Genomic DNA, 16,171 nt, shown 5'->3' on the forward strand with positions numbered 1-16,171 from the left:
ACGGATGCGCGCGAGTCGCGCGAATTCACGCGGCCCGAGGGCGGCATCCGCTGCTCGACGCGTCACGGAGACGCTCGCCCACTTGACAAGCACCCTTCGACATCCATAGTCTCTGTCTCAATCCGTGAGAGCGCTCTCACGTTCACAAATGAGAGCGCTCCCACGGCCTGACCATTCTGTCCACGCACACAAGGGAGTGACCGTGAAGCTTTCACGACGCACCACCGTTGCCGCCGTCGTAGCCGGCGCAGCATCCTTTGCCCTGATCGCCTCCGGATGCGCAAGCACCAGCGGTGACGGCGGCTCAGGCAATTCCAACGAGAAGATCACGCTGACCGTCACGACGTTCGGCACCATGGGTCTCGACGACAACTACAAGGCGTACGAGAAGCTTCACCCGAACATCACGATCAAGGCGACGAACATCGACACCGGTGACAATGCCAAGACCGACTGGCAGACCAAGCAGGCTGCCGGCGCCGGACTTCCCGACGTTCAGGCCGTGGAAGAGGGCTGGCTGAGCGCGGTCATGCAGGTCTCCGACCAGTTCCAGGATCTGCGCGACTACGGCATCGACAAGATCAAGGACCGCTGGGTCGACTGGAAGGTCGGGCAGGTCACCGCCAAGAACGGCGCCATCATCGGCTACGGCACCGACATCGGCCCGGAGGGCCTGTGCTACAACACCAAGCTGTTCGCCGCGGCAGGACTGCCCAGCGACCGTGACGGCGTAGCCAAGCTCTTCGGCGGAGACGACGCCACCTGGGACGACTACTTCAAGGTCGGTCAGGAGTACAAGGACAAGACGGGCAAGGCGTTCTACGACCAGTCCGGCTTCATCTGGAACTCCATGGTGAACCAGCAGAGTCAGGGGTACTACACCTCTGACGGCAAGCTCAACGTCGAGAACAACTCGACGCTGAAGAGCCTATGGGGCAAGCTCGCGACGGCTACCGCCAACGGCCAGTCCTCGAACCAGACCCAGTGGGACTGGGGCAAGGGCAAGGCATTCCTCGACGGCAGCTTCGCCACGATGGTCTGCCCCGGCTGGATGCTCGGCAACGTCAAGGGCAGCGTGACACAGGGCGGCGGTGACTCCACCAGCGGTTGGGACTTCGCCAACGTCTTCCCCGGCGGCCCGGCCAACTGGGGCGGCAGCTTCCTGACCGTTCCCAAGCAGTCGAAGCACCCGAAGCAGGCTGCAGCACTGGCCGCATGGCTCACGGAGCCTGCCCAGCAGGTGAAGGCATTCCAGGCCGCCGGCGTGTTCCCGAGCACGATCAAGGCGCAGAGTGACCCCGGTGTGACCGGCCCGAACGAGCTGTCGAAGTTCTTCAACGACGCCCCGATCGGTGCGACTCTCGCGGCTCGCGCCAAGGGTGTCGTCGCTCAGTACAAGGGCCCGGATGACTCCGTCATCCAGTCCCAGGTATTCGGCCCCGCCGTGCAGTCGATCGACTCCAAGAAGGCGAACGGCGACAAGGCGTGGGCAAACGCCATGAAGCTGCTGAATCAGCTCGTCGTCAACAAGTAACACCAATGTGAGGTCCTCGGGGGCACCCACCCCCGAGGACCTCACCCTCGCAGGAGAGCAGCATGACCACCACACTCACCCCACCGAAGCAGGCGGCACCGCCCGCCGGTCGCGCGGGACGCAACGACGGGCTCACGTTCAAGCACCGCCTCGGCCGGCTCGATGTGAAGTATTCGCCGTACGTCTACGTTGCGCCGTTCTTCGTGCTGTTCGGCCTCATCGGGCTCTTTCCGCTCGTCTACACCTTCGTCGTCTCGCTGAACAAGTGGAACCTGCTCACCGGGCCGGGTGCATGGATCGGCCTCGACAACTACGCGGCAGAGCTCGTCGATCCGTTCTTCTGGAACTCGCTGTTCAACACGATGAGCATCTTCCTGCTCTCCGCCATCCCGCAGCTCATCGCCGCCACGTTCATCGCCGCGATTCTCGACCAGAACATTCGCTCCAAGACCTTCTGGCGCATGAGCATCCTGCTGCCATATGTCGTCACACCGGTGGCCGTCACGCTCATCTTCTCCAGCGCGTTCGACGAGAAGTACGGTCTCATCAACAACTTCCTCACCGCGTTCCACATCGACCCTGTCATGTGGAAGACCGAGGTCTTTCCCTCGCACATCGCCATCGCCACTATGGTCAACTGGCGCTGGACCGGCTACAACGCACTGATTCTGCTCGCGGCCATGCAGGCCGTGCCGCGTGACGTGCACGAGTCTGCGGCTCTGGACGGCGCCGGCTCGTTCCGTCGCTTCTTCTCGATAACGCTGCCGAGCATCCGCCCCACCATGATCTTCGTGATCATCACGGCCACGATCGGCGGACTGCAGATCTTCACCGAGCCCAAGCTGTTCAACGCCACCAGCGCGACACCGGGCGGGCCACAGCGGCAATACCAGACCACCGTGCTCTACCTGTGGGACATGGCGTTCAATCGCCAAAACTTCGGCAAGGCATCCGCCATCGCCTGGCTGTTGTTCATTCTGATTGTGCTGATCGGTTTACTCAACTTCTGGATCTCCAGACGCATCGCCGGCACCGAGGCCCGCGTGAGCCGAAGGCGCACCGCACGGCGACTCACGGCCCACAATGCCGAAAGAGCCGCGAATGCGGCATCCACCGCGGTCGGCATCGGTCATCTCACCGACCGACCAAACGCAAACGCCCCCGAGGCCGGCGACACCCCGGAGAGGAAATCATGAGCGCCACCACCACGGAACGCCCAACGACCGCAACACCCAGCGCGCCAGTGAAGTCGAAGGCGCCCCGCCGCAGGTCGATGGGCATCGATCGCCGACCCGGCTGGTTCACCTATGCCGTTCTCATCGTGATCTTCGTCGGCGGCGCGTTTCCGCTGTGGTGGTCGTACGTCGCCGGCAGCAGCCCGAGCTCAGTGCTCAGCGCCCAGTGGCCCCCGCTGCTACCCGGCGGACTGTTCTGGAAGAACGTCGGCGAGGTCCTCGACACCGTGCCGTTCTGGCTCGCGCTGGGCAACAGCATCATCGTCTCGACCATCATCACCGTCTCCGTCGTCTTCTTCTCGACACTGGCCGGTTACGCCTTCGCGAAGCTCAAGTTCCGCGGGCGCGAGGGGCTCATGGTATTCGTCATCGCGACGCTCGCGGTGCCCACGCAGCTCGGCATCATCCCCCTGTTCATGGTGATGAAGCAGTTCGGCTGGACGGGAACCCTCGGCGCCGTCATTATTCCGACGCTCGTGACCGCGTTCGGCGTATTCTTCATGCGCCAGTACCTGGTCGACGTGATTCCTGATGAGCTCATCGAGGCCGCCCGGGTCGATGGCGCCAACATGATTCGCACGTTCTGGCACGTGGGCATGCCCGCCGCGCGCCCCGCCATGGCCATCCTCTCGCTCTTCACCTTCATGACGGCGTGGACCGACTACCTGTGGCCGCTGCTCGTCGTTCCGCAGAATCCCACCCTGCAGGTGGCGCTCAGCCAGCTGCAGTCGGCCAAATACGTGGACTACTCGATTGTGCTTGCCGGCGCGGTGATGGCCACGATTCCGTTGCTCGTTCTGTTCATTCTCGCGGGCAGGCAGCTTGTCTCCGGCATCATGGCGGGCGCGGTGAAGGGCTGATGGCCGCTGCGCACAACCCCCTCGACGAGATGACGTGGCCGCCCGGCTTTCTCTGGGGCTCGGCTACCGCCGCCGCACAGATCGAGGGCGCCGCCCACGAGGACGGCAAGGAAGATTCCATCTGGGACCACTTCGCTCTTCTGCCCGGTGCGGTCGCCAGCGGCGACACCCCCGAGAAGGCGGTCGACCACTACCACCGGATGCCGGCCGACGTGGCTCTCATGAAGAGTCTCGGTCTGGACTCCTACCGCTTCTCCACAAGCTGGGCACGGGTGAAGCCGGGTGATCGCACGGTGAACGCCGCGGGGCTGGACTTCTACAGTCGGCTCGTCGACGAGTTGCTGGCTGCAGGCATCCTGCCGTGGCTCACGCTCTATCACTGGGATCTGCCGCAGGCGCTCGAGGAGCGTGGCGGCTGGGCCAACCGCGACACCGCCTACCGCTTCGTCGACTATGCCAACGCGATCTACGACGCACTCGGCGACCGCGTTCGCCACTGGACGACGTTCAATGAACCACTCTGCTCCTCGCTCATCGCCTACGCGGCCGGCGAGCACGCACCCGGGCGCCGTGAGCCGGATGCCGCCCTCGCGGCGGTGCACCACCAGCACCTCGCGCACGGCCTCACGGTGGCCTCACTGCGTGACCGCTCCGCATCCGAATCGACGTCACTCGAGCTGGGCATCACGCTCAACCTCACCAACGCGGTGCCGAATGACCCGAGCGACCCGGTGGACATTGAGGCCGCACGCCGCATCGATGCGCTCTGGAACCGCATGTACCTGGACCCGATCCTGCGCGGCGCGTACCCCGACGATCTGCTCGCGGATGTCGCCGGGCTCGGACTGGCCGAGGTGATTCGCGACGGCGACCTGGCCGTCATCGCCCAGCCGATCGACTTTCTGGGCGTGAATCACTACCACGACGACAACGTGAGCGGGCACCCGGCACCGGCCGACGCGCCGGTCGGCCTGCAGCCCACCGAACGCCCGAAGAGCTCGCCATTCGTGGGCAGCGAGTACGTCACGTTCCCGCCGCGCGACTTGCTACTCACGGCAATGGGCTGGGAGGTCAACCCCGGCGGACTGCGCACGCTGCTGACGCGACTCGGCGATGAGTACACGAATCTGCCACCTCTATATGTCACCGAAAACGGCGCGGCGTACGACGACGAGGTGTCGGCGGACGGCGCCGTGCACGATGCCGAGCGCACCGCGTACATTCTCGATCACATCCGGGCAACCGGTGAGGCGATAACCGATGGGGCGGATGTTCGCGGCTACTTCGTGTGGTCGCTGCTCGACAATTTCGAGTGGGCCTGGGGATACAACAAGCGCTTCGGAATCGTGCGGGTCGACTACGACAGCCAGCTGCGCACCGTGAAGGACAGCGGGCTCGAGTATGCGCGCGTCATCGCGACCGTGAAGCGCCGCGCTGGCGAGATTGCAGAGAATTGGGCCGGGACCGACTCCGTGACCGCCTAGCATGGAGGTCGTGACACAGAGCGGTACACAATGAAGGTGGAAGCGCGCCATAACGCCGTCGTGCCGACGCTGGAGATGGTGGCCGCACGCGCCGGCGTCTCCCGGGCGACGGTCTCCCGGGTCGTCAACGGTTCCCCCAAGGTGACCGCCGAGGTGGTCGAGACGGTGACGGCGGCGATCGCCGAACTCAACTATGTGCCGAACCGCGCGGCCCGCTCTCTCGCGAGCCGGCGCACGCAGGTTGTGGCGCTGGTGGTGCCTGAGAGCACCGCGCGCGTCTTCGCCGACCCGTTTCTGGCATCCATCGTTCAGGGCGTCGCACTCAACCTTGCCGAGACCGATTACACGCTGAACATGGTGATAGCCAGCGAGTTGAACCCCGACAAGACGAGGCGTTATCTGATGGGCGGCAACGTCGACGGAGCGCTGATCGTCTCACACCACAGTGGCGACCATTCCTATGCACGGCTCAGCGAGTCGCTGCCGATCGTCTTCGGCGGGCGGCCGCTCACCGAGAGCGAGCAGACCAGCTACTTCGTGGATGCCGACAACACGGCGGGTGCGATACTCGCCACCGAGCACCTCATCGACCGCGGGCGGCGGGCCATCGCCACGATCGCCGGTCCGCAAGACAAGGCACCGGGCGTCGACCGTCTCTCGGGCTGGCGCACGACGATGGAGACACACGGCCTCGATCAGTCGATCGTCGAGTACGGCGACTTCTCCCCCACCTCGGGCACCGCCGCGATGCATCGGCTGCTGGCACGCGGCGTGCCGATCGACGCGGTATTTGCGGCCAACGACCAGATGGCTGCGGGCGCGTACATGGCCATTCGCGAGGCCGGGCTGCGCATTCCACAGGACATCGCCATCGTCGGCTTCGACGACGACTACTTCGGCCTCACCGCCACCCCGCCGTTGACCACCGTGCACCAGCCGTCCATCGGGCTCGGTGTCGCGATGGCCGAGGCGCTCGTGAAACTCATCGAAGGCAAGGACGTCGCGCACGTGATGATGCTGCCGACCGAGCTGGTGGTGCGTCACTCCAGCTGAAGACCACCGGACCGCGTCACCGCAGCCAGCGGAAGAGGCGCGTGCCCGCCCACGCGAGGGCGAAGCCGATGGCTGCTATTGCCGCGACACCGCCTGCGTAGGCGATGAACAGGTGCGAGGTGGTGTCTGCGGTGTCACTGGCCGTGACAACGAAGCCGATGGCGGCGACGATTGCGCAGGCCACGGCGAGCCAGGCGAGCCAGGGCATCCGGATGCCCGACTGCCGTTCGGCACGCGCCGAACGCGAACCCACGAGCGCGAATCCTGCCGCGCACCCCCAGAATCCCACCACGAGCAGCGCGGCTATCACGTCGCTCGGGCGATGCCACTGGTTGACAAGCGTGGCGGCGCCGGCGGTGACCGAGAAGACGGAGCCGATCACGGCGACAAGAGGGCGCATGCGGGGTGAGCACACGAGAAAGACCGCGAGTGCAGCGGATGCCGCGGCCGTGGTGTGACCGGACGGCAGCGAGTTGCTGAGACCCTCGGCCACACCGCGATCGGGGCGGCTGAGCACGAGATATTTCAAGAGCTGCGTACTCGCATTGGCGGCGACAGCCGCCACGACCGCGGCGATGAAAACCGTTCCGTTACGCCGCACTATCGCCACGACCACCGTGATGGCCAGCGCCAGCCCGACCGAGAGGGCGGGCAACGCGTCGAGCAGCCAGCGGGCCGCGTCGATGAGGCCGCCACGCCAGGCCGCGGCTCCGGTGAAGGCGCGTTCGTCGATGACCTGCCCGAGATGCGTGGTGACGAAGAGCAGGTAGACGCCGGCGAATGCGACCGCAAGAATGAGCGCGCCGCCGACGAACGGGGCGCGTTTCGGAGTGCTCACGCTACGCATAGGTCACCCAGCTTCTCACGCGTTGGTGGGGGGAGACTCCACGTCGGCTGTGCTGCCGGTGTGCTCCTCGATGAAAGCGACATCGAGGCTGGCACGCTTGCCGAATCGCGTGCGCATGACCGCAACCGCCTCGTCATTGCGGTCGATCAGCACGAAGCGACGGCCGAGCGCTCCGGCGACCGCCCCCGTCGTGCCGCTGCCCGCGAAGAAGTCAAGAACCCAGTCCCCCTCCCGGCTGGATGCCTGCACGATGCGCCGCAGCACCCCTTCCGGCTTCTGGGTAGGGTAGCCGGTCTTCTCGCGACCGGTGGGTGAGACGATCGTGTGCCACCAGACATCCGTGGGCAGCTTGCCGCGCGCCGCCTTCTCGGCGGTGACCAGCCCCGGTGCCATGTACGGTTCACGATCGACGGTCGTTGAGTCGAAGTAGTAGCCGCGCTCGTTCTTCACATAGACGAGAATCGTGTCGTGCTTGGTGGGCCAGCGGCTCTTCGATTTGGCACCGTAGTCGTAGGCCCAGATGATCTCGTTGAGAAAGTTCTCGCGACCGAACAGCGCGTCGAGCAGCACCTTGGCGTAGTGCGCCTCGCGATAGTCGAGGTGCAGGTAGAGCGTGCCGTCGTCGGTGAGCAGCCGCCAGGCTTCGATCAGGCGCGGCTCGAGGAACTCCCAATAGTCCTCGAAACGGTCGTCGTAGCGCAGCAGGTCGCCCTTGATGCGCTCGTAGCTCTGGCCCTTGAACCCTGTGATAGAGCCGGATGCGTGCTGCGCCCCGTTCTCGCTGCGCACGTGCGTCGTGCTTTGCCTGGCCTGCGAACGACCCGTGTTGAACGGCGGGTCGAGGTAGATGACGGTGAAGGATGCGTCGGGCAGCGCAGGCAGAATCGCGAGGTTGTCGGCATGAATGACGGTGTTGGGCGAATCCGGAGTCCACGCAGCGCCCATGCTCACTATTCTGTCAGCGCCGCGGGTGGGCAGCGGCACTCACCGTGGAATAGGCGAGGCCGCGAGAGACGAGAGCCATGCCAGGGTTCCTTCGGTCATCCAGCTGGGCGTGCCGAGCGAGTGCACGTAGTCGAGGTCATCCTGAACCTCGTGAGCGCGCCGCGCGGCGTGAGCGTGACTGCCCGTGACCAGTCGCTCGACAAGGTCGGCACCGTGCGGGCCGAGCTCCTGGGCCATCTGATCGCGGATCCAGTCTTCATCGTCGGCGGCGCGCCCCGCGGCGACGCTCTCCAGGACGACGCTGGCCAGGCCCTTCATGAAGACGCTGCGCAGCAGCTTGCGAGCGGCCGCGACCCCGGCCTCGCCGGGAATGGCCTCGACCGGCACGCCAAGGGGGGCGACGAGATCACGAAAACGTTCCGAACCCGGGCCACTCGCCATCAGCGAGGTGCCGCTGCCGGAGCGGGGCACGGGTGCGAGCACCGCGACATCGACAAAGGGGATGCCCGCTGCCGCCGCAGCCCGCGCGAGCGTCTGCTTGGCCGCGGGCGAGGAGGTGTTGAAGTCGGCGAAGACCGTGCCGGCGCTCAGGCGCGGCAGCGCCTCGGCCGCCACCCCCGCTGCGGCATCGGCGCCGACAAGGCTGATGACCACGTCGGCGTTCTCCACGGCTTCGGCCAGCGCGGTGGACTGTGTGAAGAGCGGATTCGCGGTGTCGACGAAGGGATCATAGCCGCGCACCACGGCGCCAGCCTCACTGAGCCCGGTCGCGTAGAGCGTTCCCGCCTCGCCGAGTCCCAGGACTGTGAGGGTGATCATCCGCCGTCTCCATTGTCAACAATATTGTCAATCATTTACCGTACAGAATCTACTCTTCTCCTGCGGCGTACGCTCAATCCATGGCAACAACCGTGAGCAACGAGCCCGAGAACGACCGCTACGTCGTCAGCCGCGACGGCGATCTGCTCGGGCGCGCCGAGTATCGCGTCGACGGTGACACCATCACCTTCACGCACACCGAAATCGATCCAGAGCGCCGCGAGCGCGGACTCGCGAGCCAGCTGGTGCAGGAGGCGCTCGATGACGTGCGCGCGGCATCCGATCGCCGCGTCGTGGCCGAGTGCCCCTACGTCGCGAAGTGGATCGACGAGCATCCGGAGTATCAGGACCTGCTGACGCGTTAGCCCGCTGCAGCTTGCGCGCCGACGCGCGCAGTCAAGGCGTCGCGCACCGAGGCCCACGATCGCAGAATCTCGGCGACGGCGGGATCGGTCTCGGCGGCAATGGCCTCACCGTGCCAGGCAGCGAGAGCATCGTCGATGAGAACCCGCTCTCCCGTTCGTGCTGCCGTCACTGCCGCCTCCACCATGGCGAGGCTCATGATGTTCTCGTGAATCTCCCCCATCGGGGCCACGCCGGTGCGCAACGCCGTCACGAAGTCCGCGAGCGAGCCCGCGATGCTCTCACCCGGAGGAACCGGTGAGGCGATCCGCTGCGTCTCGCCATCACCCGCGACCGGTGCATGATCACCGTCCCAGAGCGCCGTACCGTTCTCGCCGCTGAGACGCCATTCTCCGTTCCAGGATGTCTGCAGCCCCGCACTCGCCCAGCTCGCGTTGTAGAGAAAGCGCGAGCCATCGCTCATCGTGAAGTTGACCGCTGCCGCCGCATCGCCTGCGAAAGCGCTCCACACCGGGTTGAACTCCTCAGCGACGACGGAGACGGGGTCGGTTCCCAGAAGGAAGCGCACGCTGTCGAAAGGGTGGATCGCCATATCGAGCAGGAGCGGGTGATCCATCTCCTCTCGGAACCCTCCGAAGCGCGGGTCGCGGAAGAAGCCCACGTTGACAATTCCCACCGCCCCGAGGGTTCCTGCCAGGTACTTCAGGGCGAAGATATTCTCGTCGTACCTCCTGGACTGACTCACGACGAAGAGCTGGTTGCTCAGCTCGGCGGCCGCAGCCAGCGAGAGAGCCTCACTGACCGTGGCGGCCGCCGGTTTCTCCCCGATGACAGCGAAGCCCGCTGCGAGGGCCGCGGTCGTCACGGGATGGTGGGCCGCGGGGATGGTGACGTTGATCACGGCATCCGCACCGACCCGTCGAGCGAGGGCGACGGCGTCCCCTGCGCTCGCACATTCCTCGAGTTGCAGCTCGGCGACAGCACGTTCCGCTGCGGCCTCGACGACGTCGGCAACGCCCACAAGACGCACATCGGAGTTGCGCGTCGCGTTCTGCATCCACTGGCGGCCCATGGCGCCTGCGCCGGCGATCACGACTCGGATCGGCTCGGCGCCGGTCAGTGTTCTGAACCCGCTCACGCGTTGGCCCCGTGCTCCTCGAACCAGCCCTGCGGGTATCGGTTCAACGTGGGGATAGCCCGTGGCTTCTCACCCGGGTCGGTCCACCGCACCGCATTCGCCAGGACCCGCCGCACATCCTTGTGGAAATATACCGGGTAGTCCTGATCGCCCGGGCTGAAGAAGAAGATTCGTCCGTTGCCGCGGATGAATGTGCATCCGCTGCGAAAGACCTCGCCACCGGAGAACGAACTGATGAACACCAGTTCGTCCGGTACCGGAATGTCGAAGAATTCCCCGTACATTTCCTGCTCGGGAATCACTATCGGGTTGGGAACGCCTTCGGCAATCGGATGGTTGGGGTTCACCGTCCACACCAGCTCACGATCGGCCTCGTTGCGCCATTTCAGGGTGCACGTCGTGCCCATCAGCGACATGAAGATCTTCGACCAGTGCCCGGAGTGCAGCACCACGAGCCCCATTCCGCTGAGCACATGCGCCTTGACACGTGCGACGACCTCGTCGGACACCTCCTGGTGCGCCACGTGCCCCCACCAGAGCACGACATCGGTTTCGGCAAGCACCTCTTCGGTGAGCCCGTGCTCGGGCTCATCGACACTCGCGGTACGGATGCTCAATGGCCCGTCGAACTGCTCCTCGAGTCCCTCGACGATCGCCTGGGCCATCCCGTCGGGATAGATCTTCTGAACCGTAACGTCATCCTGCTCGTGACGCCCCTCCATCCAGACAAGAACCCGGATCGTGCGTTCAGCTGCTTCAGCCATTGCTCATTTCTTTCTTCGTGATGCGGGGTGGTTCAGGGTTGTGCCGGCCGCAATGTCCTTGTGGGCGAAGATCAGGAAGATCACCGTCGGGATCGAGGCAAGCACGGCCCCGCCAACTACCCAGAGGTTACGGAACGCGGTTCAGCCAGGCATCCGTTGCGAACTTCTCGGTGACGAGCGTCTCGGCCTTGGCGTACTCGTCGTCGGTGATGTCACCGGGGGTCGCTCCGTAGAGACCCGTGAACGTCGCCTTCATGCGGTCGATGATCTCGGCGCGGCTCAGCCCCGTCTGGCTGCGCAGCGGATCCACGCGCTTGGCCGCGCTCGTGATGCCCTTGTCGCTGATCTTCTCGCGCCCGATACGCAGTACCTCGACTAGCTTCTGGCCGTCCATGTCGTAGCTCATGGTCACGTGGTGCAGCACCGCGCCGTTGCCGAAGCGCTTCTGTGCAGCGCCGCCGATCTTGCCGGCGGGGCTGGCGATGTCGTTGAGCGGCACGTAGACGGCGTCGATGCCCAGCGACTTGAGGGCCTCGATAACCCATTCGTCGAGGTAGGCGTAACTTTCGGCGAAGGTCATGCCCTGCACCAGTTCGGCGGGTGCGTAGATCGAGTAGGTGACCACCGAGCCCTTCTCCATCATCATGGCGCCGCCGCCGGAGATGCGGCGCACGACCTCGAAGCCGTACTTGGCGGCCCCCTCGGGGTCGACCTCGTTCTTCACGGACTGGAAACTGCCGATGACGACGGCCGACTCGTCCCATTCCCAGATGCGCAGGGTGGGCTTGCGGCGGCCCTCCCCTACCTCGTTGGCGAGAACCTCGTCCAGGGCGAGATGGGTGGCGGGAGACACAGCCTTGCTGTGCACGAGCTGCCAGTCGTAGTCGCGCCAGCTGGTGGCCCGCGAGAGGGCGCGTCGCACCGTGACGGCGACCGCCTCGGGCGAGAAGCCGAGAAGTGCGGCATCCGGGGGCAACGCAGAACGCACGGCCTTGGCGATGGCGGTGGCATCGGATGCCTCGGGCAGGCCGTTCACGGCCCTGTCGATGGCCTCGAGCGCGGTATCCGGTTCGAGGAAGAAGTCGCCCGCGAGGCGAAAGTTGGCGATGACGCCGTCGACCACATCAAGATCGACCACGACGAGTTTGCCGCCGGGCACCTTGTATTCACCATGCATGCCTTAAGCCTATTGCTCTCGCCCTCCTCCCCCCTGCTACTCCTGTTCCTCGCCCAGCCCCTCGCCCCCGTGCGCATAACTCATGCAATTTGACGGCGGCGCTACCCGGATGCCCGCGATTCCGCGGATCGGTACCGACGGCATCCGCAAATTGCATGAGTTATGCGCACGGGGCGGGCGGGAAGGCGGGGCGGCCGGGGAGAAGATCAGGGGCGGGGCGGGAAGCGGGCGTCGAGCCAGGCGACGAGATCGGCGATGACCTCGTCGCGGTTGGTCTCGTTGTAGATTTCGTGACGGGCACCCTCGTAGACCTGCAGCGTCACATCCGTGAGCCCGGAGCGGCTGCGATACGACTCGGCGAGTCGCTCGTTGCTGCGGATGCCGCCCACCGGGTCGTCTGCGCCCACTTGAATGAGCAGCGGCAGCCTCGCGGGCAGCCCTCGCGCGGGTCGGCCCAGGATGCGCAGGGTGTCGGCAGGCCCGAACAGCTTGGCGAGCGGAGTCAGCGTCGTAAGCGCGTCGTCCACGAAGCCCTGCGCAACCGCCGGATCGCGACTCAGCCACTCGGCACCGGTCGTGCCCAGATGCTTGTGCCGCGCGTTCAGGTCGCCGCTGTTGAGCGAGCCGACCATGCGGTACGCGCTGCCCGAGAGCACCACGGCGGCGTAGTCGGCGGCGTGCCGGTTGACCACCATCTGCGCCATGAAAGAGCCCCAGCTGTGCCCGATCAAGACGAGCGGGGCATCCGGATGCTGCGCCCGAATGATCTCGCTGAACTGGTGCACGTCGCGAACCGCGGCCCGCAGGCCGCCCACGCCGAGCCTGCCCAGCCGGGACGCGTCGCCACCCCACTGGTCGAGGCCGGTCTGGCCGTGCCCACGATGGTCGTCGGCGTAGACCGTGTAACCGGCGGTGTTCAGCGCCTCGGCAACGTGAGCGTAACGCCGCGCGTGCTCTCCCACTCCGTGCGCGATCTGCACAATGGCACGCGGATGCTCGACCGGCCACACGTAGTAGCTGATGGCGACGCCGTCTTCATCGGTGAATTGGGGCACACCGCGATTCTGCCACGCCGCGGCAAGGACGCTGGTTGAGAAGCCGTCGAGGAACGAGGCGGCGTCTCGAAACCTGCGCTTCGAGCCATGACCAATTTACTTAGGGAGGCTAATTTGCTAGGCTAACTAAATATGACGAACGATGCAGATGAGCCGGGTGCGACGCCCATCACGGAACTCAGCATCAACCTGCGCATCGGCGTGTCCCGCCTCAGCCGCCGCATCCGCGCCGAGAAGGCCGCCGAAGACATCAGCGACACCCAATACACGGCGCTCACACTTCTCTTTCGAGACGGCCCGCACACCATCGGGGAGCTGAGCGACGCCGAACGTGTGAAGCCGCCGTCGATGAACCGCACCGTCAACTGTCTGGTCGATGCCGGCTATGCCGAGCGCACCAGCGCCCCGGATGACGGCCGCAAGGTCGTCGTTCAGGCCACCGCGACCGGCCGCGCGCTCGTCACCGAGACCCGACGCAGACGCAACGCCTGGCTGGTCGGCCGGCTGGAAGAACTGACACCGGAGCAACGCGACATGCTCACCGAGGCGGCCGTGATCATCCGGGAACTCGCCGACTCATGAGTTCGATGTTTCGCTCCCTGACCGGCCACAACTATCGCCTGTGGGTGGGAGGGTCGCTCGTCTCGAGCGTCGGCACCTGGATGCAGCGCACCGCCCAGGACTGGCTGGTACTGACCGAACTCACCCACAACGACGCGATAGCCGTCGGCACGGTGATGGCGCTGCAGTTCGGGCCCCAGATCGTTCTTCTTCCGGTGACGGGCTATGTCGCCGACCACTTCGACCGCCGCAAGATTCTCATGACGACGCAGGCGAGCATGGGCACTCTCGGGCTGCTGCTCGGGCTGCTCACCGTGACGGGCGTCGTGCAGCTGTGGCACGTCTACCTTTTCGCGCTGCTGCTCGGATGCGTCGCAGCATTCGATGCACCGGCCAGACAGGTGTTCGTCTCCGCCCTCGTGGACACCCCGAACCTGCCCAACGCGGTTGCACTGAACTCGGCGACATTCAACATCGCGCGCCTGATCGGCCCCGCCGTCGCCGGCCTGCTGATCGCGGCGGTCGGCACGGGCTGGGTGTTCCTCATCAATGCCGCCACCTTCGGCGCGGTACTCACCTCGCTGATGCTGCTGCGCAAAAATGAGCTGCACTATTCGTCGCGCTCCAAACGCGGCAAGGGCAACCTGACCGAGGGTTTCCGCTACATACGCAAGCGGCCAGACATCATCGCAATTCTGGTGATGATCTTCATCGTCGGCACCTTCGGGCTGAACTTCCCGATCTTCACCTCAACCATGGCGAGCATCACCTTCCATAAGGGCGCGGGCGAGTTCGGGCTGCTCTCCTCGATCATGGCGATAGGCTCGGTGGCCGGTGCACTGCTCGCCGCCCGCCGCGAAAGGCCGCGGGTGAGCCTGCTGTTCGCCTCGGCTACGCTGTTCGGCATCGGCTGCGCGGTCTCGGCGATCATGCCCACCTACTGGAGCTTCGCCTTCTCGCTCGTGATCATGGGCATCGCGGCGCAGACCCTGATGACCACGGCGAACGCGACCGTGCAGATCTCGACAGCCCCCGAGGTGCGCGGGCGGATCATGGCGATCTACATGGCGATCTTCATGGGCGGCACCCCCATCGGCGCACCCATCGTGGGCTGGGTCGCGAACACTCTCGGGCCCCGCTGGGGCCTTGGCGTCGGGGCAATGAGCGGATTCGCGGCCGCGATCGTGGGCCTGATCTACCTGGTGAAATACCGCAATCTGCGCCTGCGCTTCGTGGGTCGCCGCCTGCTGCTCACCCTCGGCGACCGCGAAGAGGCGAGCGAGGATCTCGCCGCAGACGAGGCCGCGGCGACCCGGGGGTGAAGCGAGCGCTGCGTAAATCCTCGACCTTTTCAACCAGCGAGCGCAGCGTCGTACACTGCACGAAGCCGGGGAGCAATGCGCTCGGCCATCAACGCGTACCCCTCCTGGTTAGGATGCAATCCATCGGGCATAAGTTTTGGGTCATCCTCTAACGAGAATAGATCGCGTCCATCGATGAGGTGAGTAGCGTCGTCTCCGGAGCTCTGAAGCGCCTGAACCGCGTGAACGACCACGCCCCGCACCCCATCGAGGGTCAGGCCGACATTGTTCGGAGTAGACTCCCGCGTACCCGAAAAGATCGGGCTGATTACGGCGATTGGAATGGTCGGCTGACGCTCCCGAATCCGGTCAATGAATCCCACCAAACGCGGCCCGAGAGTACGTCTCGACAGCGATGCTGCGCCATAGATGTTGATTCCGATGCAAAGGGAAATCATCTCCCCCTTCGTGTCGCGGAGGTGCCGCGCAACGACATCGTCCAGGTGACACTCACTGCCGAATCCCAAACACGTGAGGTCCCAGGCGTTTTTACGCGCAACCAATGCTGGCCATGTCTCAGATGGCCCATCAGCTGTACGACACTGCGTAATGGAGCTTCCATACGAAAGCCATCGGGGCCGCTGCTCACCGTTGCTCCTCACCGAGCTGGCGTCAGACAGAGAAAAAAGACCGACTGAGGTCATTCCGAACTGTGGCCACCAAATAGCAACCAGATGTTCCCCCTCAGGCAGCGTCAGCTCGAAGAGGTTGCTACCTTCGAGGATTTGTTGCCGAATTGCCCTTACTCCGTCAACCTCGACATCGACGGGTGAGGAATCGACGCTGCCCACCATCTCGATCTGGATCCCGCGAGCATCGGTAACGAATTCACACCGCACGCCCGTCGACATGCCAGCGCGGAATTTCAAACCCTCAGCGAGCTGAAGTTCAACGCTCTCCGGTGGCAACCGCCAGGGCACGACATATCGCCCATCTGAGGAAGGCACAAGTCGGGCCATCCCCCGCCACCCGAGC

General features: G+C 65.2%; 16 protein-coding genes. 8 read left to right on the top strand and 8 right to left on the bottom strand.

Annotated elements, in window-relative coordinates; genetic code table 11:
* Positions 1-202 precede the first annotated feature (202 nt).
* The 5 genes from ASC63_RS03405 to ASC63_RS03425 all read left to right on the top strand — a co-directional run bounded on the left by ASC63_RS03405 (position 203) and on the right by ASC63_RS03425 (position 6,166).
* Positions 203-1,534: an ABC transporter substrate-binding protein gene (locus ASC63_RS03405; RefSeq protein WP_055814784.1), complete on the top strand. Its 1,332-nt coding sequence runs from the start codon at positions 203-205 to the stop codon at positions 1,532-1,534.
* A gap of 62 nt (positions 1,535-1,596) precedes the next feature.
* Positions 1,597-2,730 (top strand): carbohydrate ABC transporter permease, encoded by a 1,134-nt coding sequence (locus tag ASC63_RS03410; protein ID WP_082487137.1) that lies wholly within the window; start codon positions 1,597-1,599, stop codon positions 2,728-2,730.
* On the top strand, positions 2,727-3,629 hold the full coding sequence (locus ASC63_RS03415; protein ID WP_055809900.1) for a carbohydrate ABC transporter permease: 903 nt from the start codon (positions 2,727-2,729) through the stop codon (positions 3,627-3,629). The genes ASC63_RS03410 and ASC63_RS03415 overlap by 4 nt, the downstream gene beginning before the upstream one ends.
* Positions 3,629-5,113, top strand: coding sequence for a GH1 family beta-glucosidase (locus ASC63_RS03420; RefSeq protein ID WP_055809903.1), 1,485 nt, complete (start codon positions 3,629-3,631; stop codon positions 5,111-5,113). The genes ASC63_RS03415 and ASC63_RS03420 overlap by 1 nt, the downstream gene beginning before the upstream one ends.
* A gap of 75 nt (positions 5,114-5,188) precedes the next feature.
* Positions 5,189-6,166 carry a LacI family DNA-binding transcriptional regulator gene (locus ASC63_RS03425; protein WP_235492279.1) on the top strand — a complete coding sequence of 326 codons (978 nt, stop codon included), beginning with the start codon at positions 5,189-5,191 and terminating at the stop codon, positions 6,164-6,166.
* A 16-nt stretch (positions 6,167-6,182) separates the two neighbouring features.
* On the opposite strand, the gene ASC63_RS03430 is transcribed toward ASC63_RS03425, so the two are convergent.
* Genes ASC63_RS03430 through ASC63_RS03440 form a run of 3 tightly spaced genes read right to left on the bottom strand, consistent with a single transcriptional unit; the run spans position 6,183 to position 8,777 of the window.
* Positions 6,183-7,004, bottom strand: coding sequence for a phosphatase PAP2 family protein (locus ASC63_RS03430; RefSeq protein ID WP_442915050.1), 822 nt, complete (start codon positions 7,002-7,004; stop codon positions 6,183-6,185).
* A gap of 24 nt (positions 7,005-7,028) precedes the next feature.
* Positions 7,029-7,958, bottom strand: a complete 930-nt coding sequence (locus ASC63_RS03435; RefSeq protein WP_055809913.1) for a DNA-methyltransferase — start codon at positions 7,956-7,958, stop codon at positions 7,029-7,031.
* A gap of 39 nt (positions 7,959-7,997) precedes the next feature.
* Positions 7,998-8,777 (bottom strand): NAD(P)-binding domain-containing protein, encoded by a 780-nt coding sequence (locus ASC63_RS03440; RefSeq protein ID WP_055809916.1) that lies wholly within the window; start codon positions 8,775-8,777, stop codon positions 7,998-8,000.
* A gap of 80 nt (positions 8,778-8,857) precedes the next feature.
* On the opposite strand from ASC63_RS03440, the gene ASC63_RS03445 reads away from it, so the two are divergent.
* Positions 8,858-9,142 carry a GNAT family N-acetyltransferase gene (locus ASC63_RS03445; RefSeq protein WP_055809919.1) on the top strand — a complete coding sequence of 95 codons (285 nt, stop codon included), beginning with the start codon at positions 8,858-8,860 and terminating at the stop codon, positions 9,140-9,142.
* Here ASC63_RS03445 and ASC63_RS03450 read toward each other — a convergent pair.
* The 4 genes from ASC63_RS03450 to ASC63_RS03465 form a co-directional block, all read right to left on the bottom strand.
* Positions 9,139-10,278 (bottom strand): Gfo/Idh/MocA family protein, encoded by a 1,140-nt coding sequence (locus ASC63_RS03450; protein ID WP_055809921.1) that lies wholly within the window; start codon positions 10,276-10,278, stop codon positions 9,139-9,141. The two genes, ASC63_RS03445 and ASC63_RS03450, sit on opposite strands and share 4 nt — an antisense overlap.
* Positions 10,275-11,042, bottom strand: coding sequence for a ThuA domain-containing protein (locus tag ASC63_RS03455; RefSeq protein ID WP_055809925.1), 768 nt, complete (start codon positions 11,040-11,042; stop codon positions 10,275-10,277). Before ASC63_RS03455 ends, ASC63_RS03450 begins: the two co-directional genes overlap by 4 nt.
* Positions 11,043-11,169: 127 nt before the next feature.
* Positions 11,170-12,219, bottom strand: a complete 1,050-nt coding sequence (locus tag ASC63_RS03460; RefSeq protein WP_055809928.1) for a lipoate--protein ligase family protein — start codon at positions 12,217-12,219, stop codon at positions 11,170-11,172.
* Positions 12,220-12,425: 206 nt separating this feature from the next.
* Entirely contained in the window at positions 12,426-13,274 is an 849-nt protein-coding gene (locus ASC63_RS03465; protein WP_055809930.1) for an alpha/beta fold hydrolase, read from the bottom strand.
* 132 nt (positions 13,275-13,406) lie between these two features.
* Here ASC63_RS03465 and ASC63_RS03470 point away from each other — a divergent pair, with 132 nt between their 5' ends.
* Positions 13,407-13,856 carry a MarR family winged helix-turn-helix transcriptional regulator gene (locus tag ASC63_RS03470; protein ID WP_055809933.1) on the top strand — a complete coding sequence of 150 codons (450 nt, stop codon included), beginning with the start codon at positions 13,407-13,409 and terminating at the stop codon, positions 13,854-13,856.
* Positions 13,853-15,157 (top strand): MFS transporter, encoded by a 1,305-nt coding sequence (locus ASC63_RS03475; RefSeq protein ID WP_200936761.1) that lies wholly within the window; start codon positions 13,853-13,855, stop codon positions 15,155-15,157. The genes ASC63_RS03470 and ASC63_RS03475 overlap by 4 nt, the downstream gene beginning before the upstream one ends.
* A gap of 29 nt (positions 15,158-15,186) precedes the next feature.
* Here the strand turns inward: ASC63_RS03475 and ASC63_RS03480 are convergent, their stop codons facing one another.
* Positions 15,187-16,155 (bottom strand): GDSL-type esterase/lipase family protein, encoded by a 969-nt coding sequence (locus ASC63_RS03480; RefSeq protein ID WP_157487561.1) that lies wholly within the window; start codon positions 16,153-16,155, stop codon positions 15,187-15,189.
* Positions 16,156-16,171: the final 16 nt, after the last annotated feature.

Origin of the sequence: Leifsonia sp. Root112D2 (genome assembly GCF_001424905.1) — a bacterium.
Taxonomy (GTDB): Bacteria; Actinomycetota; Actinomycetes; order Actinomycetales; family Microbacteriaceae; genus Root112D2.